The organism is Betaproteobacteria bacterium, from assembly GCA_016709965.1.
Lineage (GTDB): Bacteria > Pseudomonadota > Gammaproteobacteria > Burkholderiales > Rhodocyclaceae > Azonexus > Azonexus amarohabitans.
Window position 1 is genome coordinate 198,195 of record JADJLT010000001.1, and the last position, 23,861, is coordinate 222,055.

Consider the following 23,861-nt stretch of genomic DNA (forward strand, 5'->3'; position numbering starts at 1 on the left):
CCATGCGCCGCCTGATCATCTGGATCACGCTGTTCTGCTTCGTCACGACGCAGAGCGCCGCTATCGCCGGACCGTTTGAAGAGGGCACCGCCGCCGGCCAGGTGGCCAACCCGGTCATTCGCGGCACGGTTAACATGCCCAGCGCCTCAAGTGCCGTACCGGAGTACACCACGACGCCACCGGAAACGGCGTATTACGGCCAGCCCAACCTGTCGGGTGCGGCCAATGTCCGTCTGAGCACCTGCGCGGCCAGTACCAACGATCCGGTCTGCCAGGCCCAGGATGGGGCGCTGACCTCGGCCAACACGCCCCGCCCGGCAGTCTCCGCCTACGATCCGGCAGTCACTGCGGCCCGCGACATCGCCCGCAATCCATCAAGCGCCTTGGGCAGCTTGGCCGATTATTACTCCGGCTGCACCACCGCCGAGGTCAGTAGCGCGGCAGGCACCACGACCAAGGTCTGCAACCGTTACAGCGGTGTCGGCAACTACACGACGCGGCGCGATCTGACGGTGGAGATAGATCTCCAGCCCAGTTGCGTTGAAGGCACCTGGGTCGCCCACGGCCAGGTCAACCGCAACGGCGCCGACTACATGGTGGCGGAAGCGCAATGCCAACTGCGCAGCGATGGGCTGCAGCGTTTTCGTTTCTATGCGGCGGGCGGCAAAGGGGCCTGCATCGGCTGGCAAACCGTCGACCTGCCGACCGCACCGGCCACCCAGGCCACCTATGTCACCAACCTCGCCCCCCATTGGGAAGGCCATTGCTGGAGCCCGTTCCAAGTCGTCATGGCGGCAGGTTCCGGCTGCACGAGCGGGACTTGCAGGTATACCTTCCAGTTCGGCTCAACGTGGAGCCTACCCTTATCGTTCGTCCAGCCGGCCATGGTGCAGCACGAGACCGATGTCTGGGTCGACAACAGTGCCATGCCAAATGCAGGTGGGCGCTGCACCATCACGACCGCCGACACCTGCGTCGACGGCCCGGCAACCAAGGCCATCGAAGGCCGCCCCGTGACCCGTGCCTGCTGGTCCTATGAGCGCACCCTGACCTGCACCTCGGGTGCCCCGGTCGACGAGTGCGCGCCGCTGGCCAGCATCGGCTGCACCCCGGCCAGCAGCACCTGCAAACAGATGAATGTCGGCAGCGGGCTGTGCGAGATTACCCAGGACACCTATACCTGCCCGGTCGCCGCGCAGACCACAACCACCGTTTCGAACTGCCCGGCCAACGTCTATTGCCTGGGTACGAACTGCTTCAATACCAGTTACACCAACGATGCCGACTTTGCCCGTTCGATGTCGCTGATGGAAGCCGGACGCGAGGCCGGCGTGTATCTCGACACCAGCAAAATGCAAGTCTTCAAGGGCGAAGGCAATCGCTGCCGCCACCGCCTGCTGAAGAACTGTTGCAGTTCCGACTCGGCTGGCGCCGGCATGACCAATCAGAGCCTGTTCGGTACGGGTTCGAAATTGGTCTACGACGTGCTGATGAATTCCCAGAACCGCGAGTTCCTCTACCAGGGCATGCAGGCCTTGCTGCTGGGCGGCGGTTTCAGCGGCAGCTTCACCACCTATGGCATCACCGTCGCGGTCAACGGTACGGCACTGCCGGCCAGTTCGGCCGTGCTCTATTCCGGTGAAAGCCTGGTCGTCGCCTTCGACCCCTGGTCGCTGGTCATCGCGATCGTCATCTACATCATCATGTCGATGTCGTCCTGCAACGAGGAAGAAGGCAAGCTCGCCATGAAGGAAGGGGCCGGCCTGTGCCATACCGTCGGCACCTGGTGCTCCTCCTGCTTCCGCCTCTTCGGCAAGTGCGTCTCCTGCCTCGAACACAGCACCGGCAAGTGCTGCTTCAACAGCAAACTGGCCCGCATCGTCAATGAGCAGGGCCGCGTGCAGGTCGGCAAGGGCTGGGGCTCGGGCGAAAGTCCCGACTGCTCGGGCTTCACCATCGCGCAACTCCAGAGCCTGAACTTTGCGGCCATGGACCTGACCGAGTTCTACGCCTCCATCGTCCCGACATTGCCCAATACCGGCGCGCTGCAGGGCAGCAATGCCGCGCGCCTGACGACTTGCTACTACGGACAAGGGAAGTGCCAATGAAGATCGCCTATGCCGCCGCCTTGATCGCCGGATTCGCGGCGCCGGTCATCGCCGATGACTTGCTCCGAGCCCCGGTCTCGGATCCGCGACCGGTCATGTTGGCCGCCCTCCAATCAGTCAATGGCGAGGCCCACGGCATCCTCAGCGGCGAAATTGCCGATGCGCTCACCCAGCGCTTTGCTGCCACCTCGCCGATCCACATCGACGTCACAACCGAGAAGCGCTACACCCAGGCCGGTTGTGCCCGCTTGAAAGTCAGGTTCTGGCAGGACGGGGTTCTACTGCCCGGTGCGTCGAGCCCACGCCGCCAGACCATGGATTTCGGCATCAACTACTGCCTTGATGGCCAGCCACCGCAATCTCTGAAGTAGGGCCACGCATGACGATCCTCAACCGCCCCGCCCTCCTCCTGCTGCTGACCTTCGCCGTGACGATCGGCAGCGATAACGCGGCAGCCCAGGATGCAGCCTCCCGCTACTGGTCCGACAGTTGGCGCGGCTGGCATTTCTATGAAACGCCGACACCAGAAGAGGTCAAACATCCATTACCGTCGGGCAAGGCCACAGCAACTGCGCCGCCCGCTCCACCCTCGCGTGCACCGGAACTGGTCGAATTCGAACATCTCCAGAAAACTCTGGAAGAGACGCGCAACATCGCCATCATGCGACCGAGCGAAGCCAATGTCCGGCGCTACATGGAACTGGAGTCCCAGGTCGTCGCCCGCGCCTCCTATTTCGCCGACGTCGCGCAGCGCGTTGCCTGGGCTACACCGCAACTCGACCCGACCCTGCAGGGCCGCCCGGTCAATGCCAAGGCCCTGGAGGTCTTCGACCAGGCCGAACTGGTGGATCGCTCGCACGCCATCGCCGACCTCGGCAAGGATCACGTGCTGTTTTTCTTCTACCGCTCGGACTGCCCGTATTGCCATGCCTTCGCGCCGACGTTGGCAGCCTTCCAGGCGCGACACGGCATCCAGGTCGTCGCCATCAGCGTGGACGGTGGTCCGCTGCCGAGTTTCCCCAATGCCCGCCCGGACAACGGCATTGCCAGCACCCTGAAGGTCAGTCAGGTGCCCGCTGTTTTTCTGGCCCAGCCCTTCACCGGAAAGATCTCTCCCATTGGCTTCGGGGTGCTCTCGGAATCTCAGTTACTCGAACGCATTGCCACTGTGTCCGCTCCGCAAGCCGAGGCCATGCTGCCTACAACCACGCAAGGTCTCGCCCTACCCCTGGAGGCGCCATGAAACATTACGACCATCCTCATTTGCGGCGTAGCGCTGCCACCTTCCTGGCGCTGCTGCTGGCGATCCCGTCCTTCCAACTGCAGGCCGGCGACCTCAACAGCGAGGTGAACAACATGTTCAACAATCTGGGCGCCATCGGCAACTACACCGCCCCCGGTGCCTTCCGTGGCCAGACCTTCAATACCTACACCGGCGGCAGCTTGATGATGCGCTCGCCGAACAAGGTTTATCAGTTGGCCGCCATCCAGTTCCCCAGCGCCAAGGCCGGTTGCGGCGGCATCGATGTCTTCGGTGGTTCCTTCTCGCACATTTCGGCGACCGAGTTCAAGAACATGCTGAAGAACATCACGGCCGCCCTGCCGGGGATCGCTTTTCAGCTTGCCCTGGAGGCGGTCTCGCCGCTGCTTGGCGGACTGACCAAGTGGGCCAAGGGACTGGAGACCTGGATCAACAATGCCCGCATCAATTCCTGCGAAACCGCCAAGGCCATTGTCAGCACGGCGGCTGAATCGATTGGCTACAGCTCTCAGGAAACCTGTGCCGATCTGGCCATCGAGATGGGCATGGAGAGCGACCGCGATGCGGCGCGTCGGCGCTGTGCGACGGATCGGCCCAGCATTCTGTCTTCGGCACGCTCCTCGGGCGACCCGAAGGTGAAAAACAAGGCGCCTTTCGTCGGCAACCTGACCTGGAAAGCCTTGCAATACACCGGCGCCTATCTCGACGATCAGGAGCGCGAACTGATCATGAGCCTGGTCGGCACGATCATCTATTACCCGGAAGAGTCGGCCCGTGACCCCGAGCCGATTGCCCCGACGCTGACTTCGATCAGCCAGTTGCTCTACGGCCAGGGTGCGGCCGCCGGAACGGATGTCGTGCAGCATGTCTTGAAATGCAACGACTACACCAATTGCGACGTCGTCACCTTGAACACCACGTACACCCACACACCCTTTACCGCCAAGGTAGAGGCGATCATGCGCTCCATTGCCGAGAAGATCACGACGCGCACCGCCATCCCCAATAACTCGACCGAGGTCGGCTTCGTCAATCAGACCACCGAGCCGGTCTACAAAATGTTGTCGATAGGCACCAGCATCCCGGGATCGGGTTTGGCCGACAGCCTGATTGCCCAGTATCGCGACGTGATTGCCGCCGACTACGCCTATGTCTTCCTTGAACGCAACCTGCGTCTGGGCATGGCCGCGCTGGACAAGAACTACACCCTGCAACAGTCGCAACGCGAGCAGGCCAACCAGGTCCGTCAGCGGGCGCAGGCCATGCTCATGCAACTCTCCCAGGAAAAGAATCTGCTCTACCAGAAGGTCGGCTCCTTCCGGGCGGTATCGAACCACCTGGAGCAACTCGAACGCCAATTGCGCTCCAGCATGCCGCAACACGTGATGGACATGCTCGGCCAACAGGCCGCTTACCTGTCGCAGTAGCAGTGACGCGATAGCGCGACAGGAGAAAGCACCATGTGGGAAATCTACGCCTACCAGAATGCCGACAGCTTGTTCGGCGTCTTCAATGCCGCCGCGGCGATTCACAGCTCGGGCGACTATGCAGCGGCGATGGCAGCCGTGGCCTTCTGCGGTTTTGTGGCCGCCCTGGTTGCCTATGCTTTCGCCCCCGAGAAATTGCAGGGCTGGAAATGGCTGGGCACAGTCGTGCTGGTCTTCTCGGTGCTGATCGTGCCCAAGGTCACGGTAGGCATCGTGGACAAGACCGGCGGTTCGGCCGTCAAGGTCGTCGGCAACGTGCCGTTCGGGGTGGCCGCACTGGGCGGCATCACCAGTACGATCGGCAATACGCTGACCAGTCTGTTTGAAACGGCCTTCCAGGTTATTCCGGGCGTCGGCGCCCTGCCGGTCGAACTGAGCTACCAGCAGAACGGGCTGATGTTCGGCAACCGGCTGATCCGCGAGACTGGCAACGTGGTTTTCCAGGACCCGGCCTTCCGCACCGACCTGATCAATTTCATCCACAACTGCACGACCTACGACCTGATCGATGGCACGCTCGATCCGGCGGTCTTTTCTGCGTCGGACGATGTCTGGCCGCTGATGGCTTCACCCAATCCGGCGCGCTTCAGTACGCTGACCGGCGCTGGCGGCAGTGTCGGCGTCGATACCTGCCCCAATGTCTATCTGAGCCTCAATGGCCGCTTGCCGGCCCAGATCGGCCGCATCCAGGGGCGTCTGGCTTTTCAGCTCAATCCGACACTGCCCGGCGCTGCCGCTGCAGCGGCCATCGCCGGACAAATCCAGCAGGCCTATATCAAGAACAGCATCGCCACCGCGGCAGCCACGGCGGCCGACATCATCCGGCAGAACGCCATGCTCAACGCGCTTGAGGACACCAGCAAGATCGTCGGTCAGAAGGTTAATGATCCGGCGGCGATGGTGCTGGCGGTCGGCCGCGCCCAGGCGGTGGCACAACAGAACGCCTCCTGGCTCAATTACGGCAAGGTGGCCGAGCAAGCGCTGCCCGTGTTCCGCAACGTGGTCGAGGCGGTGACCTACGCGATGTTTCCACTCTTCGTGATGCTCCTGCTGCTGACCAGCGGACGGGAGACAATGCTCGCTTTCAAAGGCTATGCGGCCGTGCTAATCTGGATTCAGTTGTGGCCGCCGCTCTACGCCATCCTGAACTACATGGCTTCGATCTACGCGGCTTACGACCTCGCCGCCGCTGCCGACCTCGGAACGGGGGGCAAATCGCTGGCATTGCAGACGGCTTCGACGATCTATTCGCGGGCAATCTCGGGGGAAGCCGTTGTCGGTTACCTCGCCATCAGTATTCCATTCATTGCGTGGGCCGCCCTGAAGCGCATGGAAAACTTCGGAACAGCGCTGGTCGGTGGCTTGTCGGGGTTACAAGGGATGATCTCTGGCGGCACCTCGGCCGCCACCGTTGGTAACGTCTCGATGGGGAACGTCGGTATGGACCAGATGCAACTGGCGCCCAACCGTACGTCGGCGTTCATGGGCAGTTGGCAAAACGACATTTCCGGAAATACGTTCTCGTCGAACGCCCTAACCGGTCGTACTGCCGTCAGCCTGTTACGAAATCAGGGGTTTGCTTCCAGGATGGTTTCGATGCGGGTGTCTGAGCAGGATGTGCAGCAAGCCAGCAAGCAGGTCGATGCAGCACAAAACGAGAGTGTCGCAGCCAATACCGAACGCTCAGCCATTCTGTCAGAGGCATTCTCTCGAGGATTGAGCAAATTGCGCTCATCGCGTAGTAGCAGCGGCTCTACGTCCAGTAGCTTCGAGCAAACGGGTGAAACATTGAATAGGCTGGATCAGATAGCTAAAGGAGTCGCCGACAGTACGGGACTATCGCAATCTCAGGTTGCCAGCATTGCCTTTGGAGCCTCTGGGCGATTGGGGCTGAATACTGGCGTTGCTAGCGCTTCAGTCCATGCCAATAGCGGCAAGGCTTATCAATCTTCGTTGACTTCCGACGAGCGGAAGGTTCTGAGCACCATGAGCAGCGAACAGTTGGCAGAGTTCAAACAGTTCGGTGACAGGGTGTCACGCGATGCTGGCTTCATGAGCGCAATCACCAACGATTCCCGCGAAGCGAACGACATAACAGCCCGGCTCGCCTCCACACATGCACGTTCGGAGCGCGCCGAGGCAAGTCTCACCGAACGTATGGCCTTCGCGGAACGCGTCTCTGCTGCCCACGAAAAGGGAGAAAGCATTTCCATCGACATCGCCCAGGACCCGCACAATCTGGAGATGTTTATGCGCTATGCAGAGCAGTATGGCGGCAACAGTGCCGCAGCCCATGCCTTGATGGAATCTGAATTGGCTCGGCAGTCCCTTCGGCCAAACCGGGTGTTTTCTGATGGAACTGCCCTGCCAGCATCCTTTGGAGACGTCAGGGAGCAACATGCACAACAGCGAAGCGATGCTGCGCTGACGCCAGATATCGATGGTCTACATCAATCCAACCGACTACAAACCTCCCGGTTTGGGAATGCCTCACTGACACATCGCGCCGCCTCCACTGTATCGCCTATTCGAGATGAAGTTCGCACCAGTGGCAATCAAATCCGCTCGGATGCTGCATCAAGCCGTGCAGGCTTTGACACCAAGGCTGAGATCGTCAAAACCGATGACGGAACGCTTGCATCGAAAAAGTCGCTATTGGTTCAGTCCGGCAAACAGGTAGGGAAGGATGCAGGAGCAACGATCGAGAATGCAAAAGATGTGGTGAAGGACCTACTGCGGAAGTAGTCAGTAAAGTTTGTCGGGATCGAACATATGCCTGTCGGGGGTAACCTCTGACGGCTTCGTGAATGGTGCATGCCCCCGGTCGCGCCAGTAATTCTTAACCAACTCGTCCTCCGGCGTACCTTCTCCGTACGGTAAGTCCAACCACGAAGCAGATTTCGGCAGCGGCTTGGAACCCATCCGCGTCAATCCGCCACCGATGGCGGTCCCAACCAGGGCGCCGATACACATCATGACAATCCGGGTTCCCCAGTCGCCATTTACGCCGGAAACCAAACCGATCAATACTCCCAGTGCAATGCATCCGATAAAAATGAGTTTTCTCATTTCGACCTCCTGCATTCAGACTACCTCTGATGGTGCAGGTTGCAAGCCTATGGCGACCTATCCAGCTAACATTTCCACTACCAAGACCCGCCGCCCCGGCCGATCTCCGATACGGGGCCCCTTCTTCAATACCAACTGGATCATCGCGAACAGCCGATGGAACAGGTAATCGACTTGATCCACGTCGATAACGGGCACCTGCGCGATCAGTTCAAGCTACTGAACTGAAGCAAGCTTTGGCTAAAGGTTGAAGGTAGCCGCCAGTATCGATAGGCCGGGGTAACTCCCGGCTTTTTTACGCCACTTGATTGAGCATCACCACGTTGTTGTGGATTTTCTCAAGAATATCCAGCTTGGTACTCCATTGCTCAAGTGCCTTTCGACGTTCAACCAAATAATCATGCTGGTCATAGACAGCGATCAAGCCACCTAACGTATGGTTCAAACATCGCTCGGCAATAGCTACAGGAACACCCAGTGCACCAAGGTGGCTACGCGCTGTTGAACGAAGGTCATGCGGTGAGAAGGCACGGATTTTGTCACCGAGATCCGCGCACACGCGCTCAAGAGCATGATTTACTGACCCTGGCTGCATTGGGTAATCACCTTCCTTGCGTTTCTTGATTACGGGGACAACGTAGTCAGACCTCCCCGCGATCTTTTTCAACTCTTGGAAGTAGCCAATGACTTGTTCGGTCAGTGGAACAACGAACTCACGAATTGATTTCCGGCCATCACCAGGAGGGATAAGCCATGTTTTCTTCTCGAAATCAACGTGAGCCCACTCTGCGAGCATCAAGGCTTGGATACGAACCGCAGTTGATAGAAGAATGCGAGTAACAAACTCAACGGTGCGGTTTGCCTTTCCCAAAGCAGTGAGCAGCGCCTTGATTTCGTCATCGTTCAGCATGATCCTGGTGCTGCCAGCCCTCCCTGCAACACCTGAGATGGCCTTGTGCGAGATACCAACGGCAGGGTTGATATTGATGATTTTCTTGCTCTGAGCGTGGTCGAAGATCGTTTTGACGACGCTGAGCACTTCCTTGACCTGCTTGGGATGCTTGGCGTTCACCCGCTCCAGAAGATCTACCAAGTCAGCACCACTAACGTCCCGCGCAGTCAGGTGGCCAATGGCCGGGAAAATATACGTCCTGATCTTCTGACGGCGTGAGACTCCGGTCGAGGCTGCCAGTCCGGGGAGAACCTTTTCCTCATAGTCGGCAACAAGGCTCTTAACAGTCATCGCCTTAATCTGTTCGTGCTTCTCAATCTGCTTTTCACGTCCAACGTCCATTCCCTGTTGAATGCGCACCCGGTCTGCAGCCGCCAATTCTCGAGCCTTTTTGAGCGAAATATCTGGGAACTTGCCAATTGTCTTCTCGCGCTGCTTGCCACCATAACGGTAGCGCAGCACCCATGAAGCGGTACCCGCCGCAGACAAAGTGAAAGTCAGACCATCGCCATCTGACTTGGCGACCGGAGCCGCTGCTTTGATCCAGTGCCGAATCTGAATATCGTTGAGAGCGCCCATTCTTGCCTCTGATCTATGAATTTTCCAGCTACTCAGCTAGCTACTCATGCTAGCTACTCAGCTGACTACTCAATATACCAGAGATGTTATGGGACGTTAAAACACGAAGAAAAATAAATTTGTTTAAATACGGTAACTTGGAGTCAACAAAAGAGCCAATTTTGATATGTCATGATACGTCACAACACATCAATTCATAGCTCTTGCAACTCCTTGAATATCTTGCGTGTTTCGAGTTCCTTGCCGGCTAGATAATAAGCCATCAACGTCCGCATCAATGCCTTGGCTTCTCGACGAGAACGGGGATCAGAGAAATCATCTGCTTCAAGATCAAGCAACGTCTTCCCTTTGACCACCTGAGCGGAGGCTTCGTCATGTTCAAGACGCACCGGACCTTGTTCCATGCGATAAGTGTAGAAAATATCGGGATGAATAGCATGACCGTCGCTGTCATGATTCAGCGTCAAGCCATATCCCAGTTCCTGCAGCAGTGCTTTCTCAAAGCTGCGCAAGTCTGCTTCGCGAAACTTTCCCAATGGATCTGCCGCCAGACGGCCCAGCATCTCGGCGTAGCTAGCAAATAGTTGCTCGTGCGCATCTTCGCGCGGCAACAAATTCATCAGCAGTTCATTAAGATAATAGCCACAGAACAAGGCTTCACCGGCCAATAAAGGCTGTCCACCCAGCCATTCAGCTTTCATCAGATTCAGCACTTCGCCCTTGCCGGCCCACGAAATCTCCAGCGGCTGAAAGGCCATCAACAGGCCGCGAATGGCTGAACGGGGACGCCGCGCACCGCGTGCCAACAGCGCTACGCGCCCAAAATCACGGGAGAATACTTCAACAATGAGGCTGGTTTCCCGAAAGGGATTGGTATGCAAGACGTAAGCCGGCTGGCCATCGACTTTGCTACGCAGGTTCATTCGTAACCGAGGCTCTTGAGCAGGCGTTCGTCATCATTCCAGCCAGACTTCACCTTGACCCAGACCTCAAGATAAACCTTGCCACCAAACAGGCGCTCCATGTCGTGACGGGCTTCCGTGGCGATACGCTTCAGTTGATCACCGCCCTTGCCAATCACAATAGCCTTATGGCCGTCCCGATCGACCACGATGGCCGCGAAAATTCGACGAAGGTCGCCCTCCACTTCGAATCTTTCAATTTCAACAGCAGTCGCGTAAGGCAGTTCATCACCAAGAAGGCGGAAGACTTTCTCCCGAATGTACTCGGAAGCAAGAAACCGCTCACTTTTATCAGTCAGGTCATCTTCCGGGAACATCAGTCCATCATTGGGCAGATGCTTTTTAGCCTCGCTCAGCAATTCTTCTGTCTGCCGCCCCTTGGCCGCACTGACCGGAACGATGGCCGCGTAATCGTGATCTGCAGAGACCTCTGCCAGAAACGGCAGTAAGGCAGTGCGATCCTTTAACTGATCGGTCTTATTCACGACAAGAATGACTGGCCTGTCCTTCGGCAGCAAGCGAACGACCGCCTGATCCTTAATGTCATAACGACCGGCTTCTACCACGAAAAGCACGACGTCGACATCACTGATGGTTTGCGTCACACCACGATTCATCGAACGATTCAGCGCGTTCGAAAACTTCGTTTGGAATCCTGGTGTGTCAACAAAGACAAATTGCGCATCATCCTTGGTCAAGATTCCGGTGATCCTGTGTCGCGTCGTCTGCGCCTTGCGTGAGACGATACTTATTTTTTCGCCAACCAGCCGATTAAGGAGCGTCGATTTACCAACATTGGGGCGACCGACAATGGCGATGTACCCGGAACGGATTTTTTTCATTCAGTAAGTTCTTTCAAGGCCTTCTCGGCCGCCACCTGTTCGGCAATTCGCCGGCTTGAGCCATAGCCGGTGGTCCGCAAAGGGGGGGATTCGATTTCACAGGTGACTTCGAAACGCTGTTCGTGGGCTGCTCCAGTGGCTTCCAGTAGCTGATAGCGGGGCAAACCCTTCTTGCGCCCTTGCAGCCACTCCTGGAGGCGTGTTTTCGCGTCTTTCTGAAACTGCCCGGGCTGCAATTTGCTGACTAGCGGCGCATATAGTGCCTCTATAACAATCTTTGCCGCATCAAAGCCTGCATCAAGGTAGATCGCACCAAACATTGCTTCCAGCGCGTCAGCAAGAATGGATGGACGAAGTGCGCCACCGCTTTTCAGCTCACCTTCACCTAGTCGCAAGGCGCTGCCAATGTCCAGATCGAGAGAGAGTTGGTGCAATACATTCTGGTTAACCAGATTTGAGCGCAACCTAGATAAATCGCCCTCAGGCAGGTCTGGATAACGATGAAATAAGACAGCAGCAATAACGCAATCTAGTACCCCATCACCTAGAAACTCGAGCCGTTCATTGTTTGGCGTACCAAAGCTGCGATGAGTCAGCGCCGTTCGTAAAAGAAGCGGATCAGAAAACGTGTGGCCAATGCGGCGAGCAATAGATTGCGCGGTCATGAGTTACCCCGCGGTAGTCCCCTTGTAATCGATGACAAGGCTGACATTCCAGAAAAGATGGATGCGTTTTTCATATGCAAAATCGATGACAACACGCCCACCATCCTTCGAGACATCCAGTTGACTCGAAGGAAAATCCAGCATGTCGATTTCAGCAAACTTGTCAAAGGCGTGTCGAACATCGGATACTGTCGCATCCGGACCGACCTTGCCTACAGTGGCTTTGGCATCTTTCAGAATCTTGTAATACTCAAGATAGGTAGGTGCTACCTTCATGCTCAATACCGCACCCAAAACCAGAATGATGCTCCAGAACAACAGCCCGGAAAGGGCAACGCCGCGTTGATTTTTCATCTTTATCCCCTTACCTGAATGAACCAATCCGGCTGAAATCGCTGAAGTTCAACCAGACAAAGAACGCCTTGCCAACAATATTCTCCTCTGGCACGAAACCCCACGCACGGCTGTCGCGGCTGTTGTCGCGGTTGTCACCCATCATGAAGTAATGGCCGGCTGGCACCTTGCAAATCACACCAGCAGCATTGTATGTACAGTTTTCGCGATGCGGAAAGTGAGCAGCGTCCGGAATAAATGCAGGTGCGTCGGTGTCGTTGAGCAACCGATGTTCTACATCACCCAGCTTTTCCACGAACTGCTCTGAGTAATACAACCGCTCCGGGTGAAGATAATCTCCCGTCTTTTGCAAGGCAACCGCTTGACCATTAATTGTGAGCCGCTTGTTCTGATAGGACACAGTGTCGCCAGGGAGGCCGACAACTCGCTTGATGTAATCCAGCGACGGATCCTCCGGATAACGAAAAACCATGACATCGCCACGCTGCGGCAAGTTGACATCGATAATTTTTTTGTTGATCACGGGCAACCGAATGCCGTAAGTGAACTTGTTGACCAATATAAAGTCCCCAACTAGCAAGGTCGGAATCATCGATCCAGAGGGTATCTTGAATGGTTCGAACAGGAATGAACGAAGTACGAAGACAATCAGGATGACCGGGAAAAAACTTGCCCCCCACTCTACCCACAGTGGCTCCTTGGCATCCTTGGCACGGAATTTTCGAAACTTAAGTATATCAACCGCGTAGAGCATGCCGGTAACGACAAGCAGCACGAATAGAATCAAGGCAAAGTTCATCGCTACTCTCAGTTATCAACACGCAGTACTGCAAGAAACGCTTCCTGCGGAATTTCTACACTACCCACTTGTTTCATACGTTTTTTACCGGCCTTTTGTTTTTCCAGCAATTTTTTCTTGCGTGATATATCACCACCATAGCACTTGGCCAGCACATCCTTGCGCATCGCCTTCACGTTCTCACGAGAGATGATATGGGAACCGATAGCAGCCTGAATTGCCACATCGTACATTTGGCGTGGGATCAATTCGCGCATCTTGCTTGCAAGTTCGCGACCACGATATTGCGCATTTGCACGGTGAACGATCAGTGACAATGCATCAACCTTTTCACTATTGATCAGGATATCCAGTTTGACCACATCGGCAGCCCTGTATTCCTTGAAATCGTAATCAAGCGACGCATAGCCTTTCGAACATGACTTCAACTTGTCGAAGAAGTCCATAACAACTTCGGCCATTGGCATCTCATAAACCAGTTTTACTTGGCGGCCGTGGTAGTGCATGTCAATCTGATTACCGCGCTTCTGGTTACATAGCGTGATTACGTTGCCCAAGTAGTCCTGTGGAACAAAGATGGTGGCCGTAATGATCGGCTCCCTGACCTCTTCCATTTTAGTGACATCTGGCAGCTTGGCCGGGTTTTCTACATCAACGATGCTGCCATCACGCATGACCACCTGATAGACCACTGTTGGTGCCGTTGTGATCAGATCCTGATCGAATTCGCGCTCCAGGCGTTCCTGCACGATTTCCATATGGAGCAGACCAAGAAATCCGCAACGAAATCCAAAACCCAAGGCTTGAGAAACTTCTGGTTCATATTGCAGCGATGAATCATTTAATTTAAGTTTCTCTAGCGCTTCCCGAAGAGAGTCATATTGATTCGATTCGACAGGGTACAACCCTGCAAAAACCTGCGGCTTGATTTCCTTGAAGCCTGGTAATGCCTCTGATGCCTTGCGATCCATCGTGGTGATCGTATCGCCCACTTTGGCAGCTTTCAACTCCTTAATACCAGAGATAACGAACCCGACCTCACCGGCTCGCAACATCTCCCGTGACTCGGACTTGGGGGCAAAAACTCCGACCTGCTCACACAATTGCTGGGCGCCGGTGGCCATGAAGAACAATTTATCCTTGGGTTTCAGGACACCGTCAATAACACGTACCAGCATGACGACACCAACGTAGTTGTCGAACCATGAATCGACAATCAAAGCCTTTAGCGGTGCATTCGGATCGCCCTTTGGTGGAGGAATGAGTGCAACAACTGCCTCAAGAATATCCTGAACCCCTAACCCAGTCTTTGCTGAGGCAAGCACAGCTTCCGATGCATCAATTCCGATTACATCCTCTATTTCCTGACGCGCGTTTTCTGGATCCGCCGAGGGCAGATCAATTTTATTCAATACAGGTACCACCTCAACATTTAGTTCGAGAGCGGTATAGCAGTTGGCAACGGTCTGCGCCTCAACACCCTGCGAAGCATCAACTACCAGCAAAGCGCCTTCGCAAGCCGAAAGCGACCGGGATACCTCATAAGAAAAATCTACGTGTCCCGGCGTATCGATCAAATTCAGGTTATAAACTTTGCCATCCCGCGCCTTATAGCTTAGCGCTGCGGTCTGTGCCTTGATCGTAATTCCGCGCTCTCGCTCGATATCCATCGAATCGAGTACCTGTGCTTCCATCTCGCGATCAGACAAGCCCCCACAAAGATGAATGATGCGGTCAGCCAGTGTCGACTTGCCGTGATCAATGTGCGCGATGATCGAAAAGTTTCGTATATGATCCATTGGTACCAGTAAAAAAGGGCGCTATCCGGCGCCCTTCCCTTTCAGAAGACCCTGAATTCTAGCGGATTCCAGCCAAATATTCACGGATTTTGGCTTCATCCAAAAAGTAGTGGCAAAGCTCTGTATCACCATGTAGCAAAACTGGCACCAGTTCATCGAATCTGGCCTCAAGCATTGAGTCGGTATCGACATCAATTATCTTCACAGCAACCCCGAACTCTTCCAGCAGCGGCAGCAAAGCCTCTTCCATGTCATGACAAAGATGGCAGTAGCTGCGACTTATCAGCAACAACTCAGTTGCCATTCAGACCCTTGATGGTAATAAAGGTTTGCGTCTCTCTACGCCGAATCAGAAGCGAGACTTTTCTACCATTGGCGAATTGATCCAATAGCCTATTGAACTGTGTGGTAGCAAAGGAAACCGCATAAACCGCCATGAATCTGAATTCGATTCTTATCGGGAAATAATATGGGGGCGATTTGCAAAAGCCGCTTCATCGCCGCGTGACCGCTGAATCACGTATATGTAGGACGTAATCAAACCAAACGCGCCACCCAATATTGCCCACAAATCGCTTCCCAATAGTGAGCCAAACGCCGCACCTAAAATTGTTGCGACCAATGGAATCCCATAAGCCAGATTCGCCGTACGGCGAACACTGCCAGCCGCAATGGCAATGGTCACGCTATCCCCAACAGCGGCACCGATAGAGTTTTCTACGTGGTACGTTTTCTGTCCAGCACAGAAAATTTGGGTCAGTTGCTGACCACCACAGCCACCTTTTTCATGGCAACGGCCACAGCCACCTTGATCAGGTTCAACGATGGCATTCTCCCCATCAAGTGACCGGACAACCCCTCTAATTGTCGTTTGTTCAACACCCATGCTACCAACGCTTATCGGATGCGGTATCAAGTAGGGGGCGAAGTTTTGCCGCCACAGCTTCACGAGCGCGGAAAATTCTAGAACGAACCGTGCCTATTGGGCAGTCCATAATTCCTGCGATTTCTTCATAGGACATACCGTCTATTTCTCGCAACACAATGGCCGTCCGCAACTCTTCTGGCAAGGAATCCATTGCGCAATTAATTGTCTCCCCAATTTGCTTGGTCAACAGGAGACTTTCAGGTGTGTTGATATCGCGTAATTGAGTGGCGTCATCAAACGTCTCAGCCTCATCGGTATCAAACTCTGTCGTAGTGGGTGCACGCCTTCCCTGAGACACAAGATAGTTCTTGGCAGTATTGATCCCGATACGATACAGCCATGTATAGAAAGCACTATCCCCACGAAAGGACGGCAAAGCTCGATAGGCTTTTATGAATGCCTCTTGAGAAACATCCTCCACTTCAGCGGAATCACGCACAAAACGCGACAACAAGCGACCCAACTTGCGCTGGTACTTGCTCACCAACTGGTCGAAGGCGCGCTTATCTCCGCCTTGCGCCCGCTCGACCAGTACTTGATCGATCTCGCGCTCACTCATGGTTGTTGATTTCCTGGGGATTGGACATGTCCATCTGTTATAGGCGCAGTATAGCTCAGCAGTTTTCATGAAGCGGAAAGGTATTTATCCCAAGTTGTGACTTTCTGTAACCGGATTTATGGTTTTCCGCGTGCTATATTTGGCGGAAAACAATCCCCCAGAGAACAGCGTGCAGAAATTTGACGTACTTATTATCGGTAGTGGGCTTGCGGGCCAATCTGCCGCATTACGCCTAGCATCACATTGCCGAGTTGCTTTAGTAAGCAAGCGAAGCCTCGAAGATTCAGCATCCGGTTGGGCGCAAGGAGGGATCGCAGCCGTTCTCGATAGCAGCGATTCGATTGAAGCTCACATTCAGGACACTCTTGTAGCCGGAGCATGGTTAAACGATGAAAAAGCAACCCGTTTTGTGGTCGAGAACGGGCGACATGCAATCGAATGGCTAATTGAACAAGGCGTCCCATTTACCAAGGACGATGCCGGTTATCACCTGACCCGCGAAGGCGGACACAGTGCCCGCAGAGTGATTCATGTGGCAGATGCCACGGGCTCCGCGGTTCAGGATACCCTGACCAGAAAAGTCCGGGCAAACCCAAACATCACGGTACTCGAAGATCATATCGCGATCGATTTAATTACTGGCGACAAGTTAGGAACCGGAGAAAAGCGTTGTTTTGGTGCTTACATCCTGAACACTCAAGATGGTGAGGTTGTGACCATCGGAGCAGCCAATACAATGCTGGCCACCGGTGGCGCAGGCAAGGTTTATCTCTACACTACCAACCCGGACACTTCTACGGGTGATGGAATTGCCATGGCTTATCGGGCTGGATGCCGTGTTTCCAACATGGAGTTCATCCAGTTTCACCCTACATGCTTGTATCATCCGCAAGCAAAATCATTCCTTATCTCTGAGGCAGTTCGCGGTGAAGGGGGGCTTCTCAGGCTACCAGATGGCACTCGGTTCATGCCTGAACATGATGATCGAGCCGAACTGGCACCACGTGATATTGTCGCTCGAGCCATAGACTTTGAAATGAAGAAGCGGGGTCTGGATTGCGTCTTTCTCGATATTTCGCACAAGGGTGAGGATTTTATCCGGACCCATTTCCCGAATATTTACGCAAGATGCATGGAGCTTGGTATCGATATTACTCAAGCACCAATACCCGTCGTACCTGCTGCTCATTATACCTGCGGGGGAGTTATCAGCGACTTGAACGGAAGAACAGATGTTGCAGGGCTTTATGTAGCTGGCGAAGCCTCATGCACCGGTCTTCATGGCGCCAACCGTCTCGCATCAAATTCCTTGCTCGAATGCTTGGTCTTCGCAGAAGCTGTGGTCAAGGATATTTTGGCCAACAACACCATAACTATTCCACAATTGCCTTTATGGGATGAAAGTCGCGTTACCGACGCCGACGAAGAGGTTGTTATCTCGCACAACTGGGATGAACTCCGACGCTTCATGTGGGACTATGTAGGCATTGTTCGCACGACAAAGCGCTTAATGCGAGCAGGACATCGCATCGCTTTACTAAAACGTGAGATTGACGAGTTTTATGCCAACTTCAGAGTAAGTCATGATCTGATTGAACTTCGCAACCTTGTCGCAACGGCAGATTTGATTGTCCGCTGTGCCATGCAGCGAAAGGAAAGCCGAGGGCTTCACTTTTCGAGAGATTACCCGGAGACAGCTACCAAGGTGAAGAATACCGTTCTCAGATGTCGCCGCCCGGCGCGATGAATTGAGCTTGCCAACGAAGAAACATCCTCAGATGCCTGAAGTCTGTATCCGTTAAGCTGTCTCTTGCGACAACCAAAGTGTGAATGGAACCTGCTTCAGTCTTTAGGCGAATAACGGTGAGCCACGAATGAACTAACGAATATGGCTGAAGTGCAACCTTCTCAAACTCCAATTCATCTGCTCTCGCCGCCAAAATATAACCACTACGCTCCAAGCGAATCTTCTGAAAATATGGCTTTAGATTAAGCCAAGCTAGAAGTGCAAAAGCCCACGTGATAAATACAAGTGCGGATTGTATCGACCTTGCCCCTGCAAAATAAAAAATGGACGCTGTCGCCAGAAAGACGAGTATCAGTACCGAAACATCCAATAAATGCGAACGGCGCAGTCCGACAAATACCGGAAGCTGCACCGTTCTCTCTACGACTGGTTGGCTTAGATTCGCTTGAATACTAGCGAGCCATTGGTCCCACCAAAACCAAAATTATTCTTCAGCGCCACGTCAATTTTCATTGGACGCGCTACATTCGCACAATAATCAAGATCACATTCAGGATCCTGATTAAAGATATTAATAGTTGGGGGTGAAATCTGGTTATGTATTGCCAGCACTGTAAACAACGACTCTATACCACCAGCACCACCTAGAAGGTGACCAGTCATCGATTTGGTTGAGTTCACCACCAACTGGTAGGCCGCATCACCAAAAGCTTGCTTGACTGCATCTGTTTCATTCTTGTCACCAAGAGGCGTAGAGGTGCCATGAGCATTCAGGTACTGAACCTCTGACGGAGCAACTCCTGCGTTCTTCAAGGCATTCAGCATGGAACGACGCGGTCCATCAGTATTTGGGGCCGTGATATGGTACGCATCACCGCTCATTCCGAACCCGATCAATTCTGCGTAAATTTTTGCACCCCGCGCCTTTGCGTGCTCATATTCTTCAAGCACCATGACGCCGGCCCCTTCACCAAGCACGAAACCATCGCGGTCCTTATCCCACGGCCGACTGGCTGTAGTTGGGTCGTCGTTGCGCGTGGACAAGGCCCTAGCAGCACAAAAACCGCCCATACCCAAAGGTGACACAGTCGATTCTGCTCCACCTGCAACCATGACGTCCGCGTCACCGTATTCAATGATACGCGCAGCATCACCAATCGAATGTGTACCCGTCGTGCATGCAGAAACCAAGGCAATATTCGGTCCCTTGAAGCCAAACTCGATCGACAGATTGCCAGATATCATATTAATGATCGAACCTGGCACAAAGAACGGGGAAACCTTGCGCACACCACCCGCAGTGTACTCGTCTTTGGTTGCCTCAATCAGTGGCAGCCCCCCGATACCTGAACCAATGGCAACACCAACCCGTTCCGGATCAGCTGCGCCCTCCTTGTCCAGACCGGCATCATGCACGGCCTGAATGCCAGCTGCAAGCCCGAAATGGATAAAGTCATCCATACGGCGCGCATCCTTGGCGGAAATATATTGGGTAATGTCAAAGTTCTTGACCTCACCGGCGAACTGAACCGGGAAAGTTGAGGTATCAAACTTGGTGACAGCGGCAATACCGGATTTACCTGCCAGAATGTTCTGCCAAGCTTCTTCGACGGTGTTTCCGACCGGGCTAACTATGCCCAAACCGGTAATTACGACTCTGCGACGTGCCAAGGTGCACTCCGAAAGCAAATGTAGCAAGGCCGGCCAAGGGGGCCGGCCTTGCCTGGGTCAACCAGAATTGGATTACTTCTTGTTGGCGAGGATGAAATCGACTGCCTGCTGGACCGTAGTGATCTTCTCAGCTTGGTCGTCAGGAATTTCGCACTCGAACTCTTCTTCGAGTGCCATGACCAGTTCAACGGTATCCAGGGAATCCGCGCCCAGATCGTCCACAAAGGAGGACTCGTTCTTGATGTCCGCTTCGTTCACGCCCAGTTGTTCGGCGACGATCTTTTTGACGCGCTCTACGATGTTATCCATTAGAAAAACTCCTTCCCCTCAGGGGTACGAAAAAAAACGTTACTAGTCTACCAAAAGCCGAGGCTTCAGGAAATCAATCCATAAACATGCCGCCATTCACATGCACTGTTGTGCCTGTGATATAGGCAGCAGCCGGGGATACAAGAAAACCGACAGCGCCAGCAATATCTTCAGGCGTACCAGCGCGCCCCAACGGGATCGACGCAAGCATGGCCTGCTTCTGCTCTTCGGTCAACGCATGCGTCATGTCCGTTGCAATAAAGCCTGGCGCAACACAATTAACTGTAATGTTACGACTACCCAACTCACGTGCCAGCGAGCGACTCATGCCCGCTACACCTGCCTTGGCAGCACAATAATTTGCCTGCCCAGGGTTACCTGAATAACCGACTACCGACGTAATATTTACAATGCGGCCAAAACGTACCTTCATCATGCCACGCATCACTCCGCGCGAGAGACGAAACACCGCTTTCAGATTAGTGTCAATAACCGCATCCCATTCATCATCCCCCATCCGCATTGATAGGTTATCACGGGTAATACCAGCATTATTCACAAGGATCGTGATAGCGCCAAATTCCTTGGTAAGGTCAGCCAAAACTGAATCTGTCTGAGCAACATCGCAAACATTAAGTGCGATACCTTTTCCTTTGACGCCAGCCTCTGAAAGATAGGCAGAAATCTTCGCGGCACCTTCCGCAGTAGTTGCCGTACCAATTACCGTAGCGCGTTGCTTACCCAATTCAAGGGCGATTGCACGGCCAATTCCACGAGTGGCGCCAGTAACCAAGGCCGTCTTGTCATTCAACATCTGTCACTCCAGACCCAGATTGGCTTCAATGGCCGCGACATCAGCCATGGCAACACCAACGACACCATCGGCGCAACGCTTGGTCAATCCAGCCAACACTTTCCCCGGACCGCATTCAACTACGGTTAACACGCCGAGAACGGCCATTTTCTGAATCGTTTCAACCCAACGAACAGGATTGAAAGCCTGGCGAATCAGGGCATCCTTGATTCGCGCAGGATCAGTTTCGATAGCAACATCAACATTGTTAACTACGGGAATTTGCGGCTCTTTAAAATTCAGTTCTGCCAAACGAGAAGCCAACTTGTCAGCCGCAGGACGGATCAGAGACGAATGGAAGGGCGCAGACACTGGCAAGGCCTTAGCCATCTTGGCCCCCCGCGCCTTGCACGCATCCATTGCGCGCTCAACCGCTTCCTTGTGGCCGGCAATCACTGTTTGACCGTTAGCATTGAAATTAACGGGCTCCACCACTTGGCCGTTTGCTGCTTCTATGCATGCAGCCACGATGCTTGGAGTATCCAGGCCGAGAATAGCGGCCATTGCACCGGTTCCCAACGGTACCGCTTCCTGCATCGCTGCGGCCCGCAAACGAACAAGCGGAACAGCATCCTTGAAATCAATCACACCCGAAGCAACCAGCGCGGAATATTCACCAAGACTATGCCCCGCAACAAGCGCTGGCTTGCGACCACCCTTTGCAATCCACAAACGCCATGCAGCGACACCAGCCGTCAGCATTACTGGCTGGGTATTTACCGTCTGCGTTAACGCTTCCGCCGGACCATCAGCAACCATGGCCCAAAGATCGTCCCCCAGTGCATCTGACGCCTCGCCAAAAGTTTCACGAACCACAGCTGCGTCGCCATAAGGTGCCATCATGCCAACGCTCTGTGAGCCTTGACCTGGAAATACGAATGCAAAAGACATGGTTTCGTCTCCTGGTTCAGAATTCAAACAGGGCTGCGCCCCACGTAAAACCACCGCCAACCCCCTCAACCAGAACCTTCTGGCCAGGCTGAATGCGACCATCGCGTACCGCTTCGTCCAGCGCAAGCGGTACAGAAGCCGCGGAAGTATTGCCGTGGCGATCAACTGTAACGATTACTTTATTGCGATCAATGCCAAGTTTCTTCCCGGTTGCTTCAATGATACGGATGTTGGCCTGATGTGGAATCAGCCAATCAACTTCAGTCGTTTGACGCCCTACCATCTGACAGACTTCCTCGGCAACATCAGCCAGAACCCGTACGGCAAACTTGAAAACAGACTGTCCGTCCATGCGCAAGAATGGATCACCGGTCACCTGCCCACCGGAAATCTGACCAGGAACGTTCAAAATACCATTTTGGCTTCCATCGGCATGCATTGCCGTTGCCAGAATACCCGGCTTATCAGAAGCCTCCAAAACAACCGCGCCAGCCCCGTCGCCGAACAGTACGCATGTACCACGATCGTTCCAGTCGAGAATACGCGAAAAAACTTCGGCGCCAATTACCAGTGCTTTTTTATGGCTACCTGAATGGATAAATTTTTCAGCGATACCGAGTGCATAGGTAAAACCGGCGCAAACAGCCTGTACATCGAAGGCAGCTGCACCCTTGTTTCCCAACTTGGCCTGAATCAAACAGGCTGTACTTGGAAAAATAAAATCTGGCGTAGAGGTCGCAACTACGATCAGGTCGAGATCAGCAGCTGAAACTCCAGCCATCTCGAGGGCTCGCTGAGCAGCAATCAAACCTAGTTCGCTTGATGTAGTACCAGCGTTTGCGAGGTGGCGATTACGAATTCCAGTGCGACTAACAATCCATTCATCATTGGTGTCAATACCACGTGCTGCCAGATCGCTGTTACTAACTGGATTGCCAGGAAGATAACTGCCGGTACCAGTAATTCGTGCGTACATTCAGATGCTCTCCAAGACCGCGATGGGGGCAGGCGTCATTTGCGCCAACCGACTGGTAATACGCTCTACAACACGGCTTTCAACAGCATCATAGGCACGTGAAATAGCGTTACCAAAGGCCAGCACATCGGCGGAACCATGACTCTTGACTGAGATACCCTTGAGTCCAAGAAGAATGGCTCCGTTGTAACGACGATGATCAAAACGCCTTTTGAAATTATTGAGTACTGAAATCGCAATCAAGGCAGCAATCTTGGTCAGCCAGTTTCGCTTGAATTCACTCCGCAAAGAAGAAGCCAACATCTGGGCAAGCCCTTCGGAAGTCTTCAGCGCGACATTCCCGACGAATCCATCGCAAACGATCACGTCAGCGTCGCCTTTATAGATACCATCGCCTTCAACGTTGCCTATGAAATTAAGACCCGATGTTCGTAAAAGCCCTGCCGCTGCCTTGACGACTTCATTGCCTTTAATGTCTTCTTCACCAATATTCAGAATGCCGACGGTAGGCTGATCCTTGTGCTCCATAGCGGAGACAAGCATTGCGCCCATTATTCCAAATTGCAACAAATGCTCCGGCCCGCAATCGACATTGGCGCCCAAATCAAGCATGTGTGTGTGACCATTAACCGTAGGCAGTGGCGCACAAATCGCAGGCCTGTCAATCCCTGGCAACATCTTCAGGACGAACCGGGATATTGCCATGAGCGCGCCCGTGTTGCCCGCAGACACACAGGCATCTGCATCACCAAGTTTGACTTGATTGATGGCAACGCGCATGGACGAATCTTTCTTGTTTCGCAAGGCGAGCGCAGGCGACTCATCCATGCCAACAACCTCAGAGGCGTGAACGAGACGAATACGGGAATCGCTGGCATGGGTAGCGAGCAATGGCCGCAAAACATCTTCTTGACCAACCAGAAGAAGATTCGCTGACGGATGCTCCGCAAGGAACTGAATGGCCGCAGGAACCGTCACAGACGGACCGTGGTCACCCCCCATGCAATCAATGGCAATGCGGGTTGTCATGGCAAAATAAAAGGCAGGCAG

Annotated in this window: 24 protein-coding genes; 6 read left to right on the forward strand and 18 right to left on the reverse strand. The window is 54.2% G+C overall.

The features are described 5' to 3' along the window. Positions 1-2: 2 nt before the first annotated feature. From traN to IPJ12_01070, 5 genes are read left to right on the forward strand one after another with little or no spacing between them, the layout of a single operon-like run. Positions 3-2,108 carry a type-F conjugative transfer system mating-pair stabilization protein TraN gene (gene traN / locus IPJ12_01050; protein ID MBK7645787.1) on the forward strand — a complete coding sequence of 702 codons (2,106 nt, stop codon included), beginning with the start codon at positions 3-5 and terminating at the stop codon, positions 2,106-2,108. After that, entirely contained in the window at positions 2,105-2,479 is a 375-nt protein-coding gene (locus IPJ12_01055) for a hypothetical protein (GenBank protein ID MBK7645788.1), read from the forward strand. Before traN ends, IPJ12_01055 begins: the two co-directional genes overlap by 4 nt. 8 nt (positions 2,480-2,487) lie before the next feature. Next, a complete protein-coding gene (gene traF / locus IPJ12_01060; GenBank protein MBK7645789.1) occupies positions 2,488-3,351 on the forward strand; it encodes a conjugal transfer protein TraF in 864 nt (287 codons plus the stop codon). Then, positions 3,348-4,796 (forward strand): conjugal transfer protein TraH, encoded by a 1,449-nt coding sequence (locus tag IPJ12_01065; protein ID MBK7645790.1) that lies wholly within the window; start codon positions 3,348-3,350, stop codon positions 4,794-4,796. Before traF ends, IPJ12_01065 begins: the two co-directional genes overlap by 4 nt. Before the next feature lie 33 nt (positions 4,797-4,829). Then, positions 4,830-7,601, forward strand: a complete 2,772-nt coding sequence (locus IPJ12_01070; GenBank protein MBK7645791.1) for a conjugal transfer protein TraG N-terminal domain-containing protein — start codon at positions 4,830-4,832, stop codon at positions 7,599-7,601. On the opposite strand, the gene IPJ12_01075 is transcribed toward IPJ12_01070, so the two are convergent. The 11 genes from IPJ12_01075 to rpoE form a co-directional block, all read right to left on the reverse strand. Next, the gene (locus tag IPJ12_01075; protein ID MBK7645792.1) at positions 7,602-7,925 is read right to left on the reverse strand and encodes a hypothetical protein; all 324 of its coding nucleotides are present in this window, start codon (positions 7,923-7,925) and stop codon (positions 7,602-7,604) included. A gap of 295 nt (positions 7,926-8,220) precedes the next feature. Continuing rightward, positions 8,221-9,456 carry a tyrosine-type recombinase/integrase gene (locus IPJ12_01080; protein MBK7645793.1) on the reverse strand — a complete coding sequence of 412 codons (1,236 nt, stop codon included), beginning with the start codon at positions 9,454-9,456 and terminating at the stop codon, positions 8,221-8,223. A 194-nt stretch (positions 9,457-9,650) separates the two neighbouring features. Then, positions 9,651-10,379 (reverse strand): DNA repair protein RecO, encoded by a 729-nt coding sequence (recO, locus tag IPJ12_01085; GenBank protein ID MBK7645794.1) that lies wholly within the window; start codon positions 10,377-10,379, stop codon positions 9,651-9,653. Then, entirely contained in the window at positions 10,376-11,260 is an 885-nt protein-coding gene (gene era, locus IPJ12_01090) for a GTPase Era (protein ID MBK7645795.1), read from the reverse strand. Before era ends, recO begins: the two co-directional genes overlap by 4 nt. Continuing rightward, on the reverse strand, positions 11,257-11,925 hold the full coding sequence (rnc, locus tag IPJ12_01095) for a ribonuclease III (protein ID MBK7645796.1): 669 nt from the start codon (positions 11,923-11,925) through the stop codon (positions 11,257-11,259). The genes era and rnc overlap by 4 nt, the downstream gene beginning before the upstream one ends. Before the next feature lie 3 nt (positions 11,926-11,928). After that, entirely contained in the window at positions 11,929-12,279 is a 351-nt protein-coding gene (locus IPJ12_01100; protein ID MBK7645797.1) for a DUF4845 domain-containing protein, read from the reverse strand. Between the two features lie 10 nt (positions 12,280-12,289). Further along, positions 12,290-13,078, reverse strand: coding sequence for a signal peptidase I (gene lepB, locus IPJ12_01105; GenBank protein ID MBK7645798.1), 789 nt, complete (start codon positions 13,076-13,078; stop codon positions 12,290-12,292). Positions 13,079-13,086: 8 nt separating this feature from the next. Continuing rightward, on the reverse strand, positions 13,087-14,877 hold the full coding sequence (gene lepA, locus IPJ12_01110) for an elongation factor 4 (GenBank protein ID MBK7645799.1): 1,791 nt from the start codon (positions 14,875-14,877) through the stop codon (positions 13,087-13,089). Between the two features lie 58 nt (positions 14,878-14,935). After that, complete coding sequence (locus IPJ12_01115) at positions 14,936-15,181, reverse strand: glutaredoxin family protein (GenBank protein ID MBK7645800.1); 246 nt, start codon at positions 15,179-15,181, stop codon at positions 14,936-14,938. A gap of 150 nt (positions 15,182-15,331) precedes the next feature. Continuing rightward, positions 15,332-15,763 carry a SoxR reducing system RseC family protein gene (locus IPJ12_01120; GenBank protein MBK7645801.1) on the reverse strand — a complete coding sequence of 144 codons (432 nt, stop codon included), beginning with the start codon at positions 15,761-15,763 and terminating at the stop codon, positions 15,332-15,334. 1 nt (position 15,764) lies between these two features. After that, entirely contained in the window at positions 15,765-16,364 is a 600-nt protein-coding gene (gene rpoE / locus IPJ12_01125) for an RNA polymerase sigma factor RpoE (GenBank protein MBK7645802.1), read from the reverse strand. A 118-nt stretch (positions 16,365-16,482) separates the two neighbouring features. Between rpoE and nadB the strand changes: the two genes are divergently transcribed. Continuing rightward, positions 16,483-18,111 (forward strand): L-aspartate oxidase, encoded by a 1,629-nt coding sequence (gene nadB, locus IPJ12_01130; GenBank protein ID MBK7645803.1) that lies wholly within the window; start codon positions 16,483-16,485, stop codon positions 18,109-18,111. On the opposite strand, the gene IPJ12_01135 is transcribed toward nadB, so the two are convergent. From IPJ12_01135 to plsX, 7 genes are all read right to left on the reverse strand, one after another. Next, on the reverse strand, positions 18,086-18,523 hold the full coding sequence (locus tag IPJ12_01135) for a hypothetical protein (protein ID MBK7645804.1): 438 nt from the start codon (positions 18,521-18,523) through the stop codon (positions 18,086-18,088). The genes nadB and IPJ12_01135 overlap by 26 nt on opposite strands. Positions 18,524-18,546: 23 nt before the next feature. After that, positions 18,547-19,782 (reverse strand): beta-ketoacyl-ACP synthase II, encoded by a 1,236-nt coding sequence (gene fabF / locus IPJ12_01140; protein MBK7645805.1) that lies wholly within the window; start codon positions 19,780-19,782, stop codon positions 18,547-18,549. Between the two features lie 72 nt (positions 19,783-19,854). Beyond that, the gene (gene acpP, locus IPJ12_01145) at positions 19,855-20,091 is read right to left on the reverse strand and encodes an acyl carrier protein (GenBank protein MBK7645806.1); all 237 of its coding nucleotides are present in this window, start codon (positions 20,089-20,091) and stop codon (positions 19,855-19,857) included. A gap of 73 nt (positions 20,092-20,164) precedes the next feature. Then, complete coding sequence (gene fabG / locus IPJ12_01150; GenBank protein ID MBK7645807.1) at positions 20,165-20,905, reverse strand: 3-oxoacyl-ACP reductase FabG; 741 nt, start codon at positions 20,903-20,905, stop codon at positions 20,165-20,167. 3 nt (positions 20,906-20,908) lie between these two features. Continuing rightward, positions 20,909-21,835, reverse strand: a complete 927-nt coding sequence (gene fabD, locus IPJ12_01155) for an ACP S-malonyltransferase (GenBank protein ID MBK7645808.1) — start codon at positions 21,833-21,835, stop codon at positions 20,909-20,911. 16 nt (positions 21,836-21,851) lie between these two features. Then, positions 21,852-22,811 carry a ketoacyl-ACP synthase III gene (locus tag IPJ12_01160; GenBank protein MBK7645809.1) on the reverse strand — a complete coding sequence of 320 codons (960 nt, stop codon included), beginning with the start codon at positions 22,809-22,811 and terminating at the stop codon, positions 21,852-21,854. Continuing rightward, the gene (gene plsX / locus IPJ12_01165; protein MBK7645810.1) at positions 22,812-23,840 is read right to left on the reverse strand and encodes a phosphate acyltransferase PlsX; all 1,029 of its coding nucleotides are present in this window, start codon (positions 23,838-23,840) and stop codon (positions 22,812-22,814) included. Positions 23,841-23,861 lie beyond the last annotated feature (21 nt).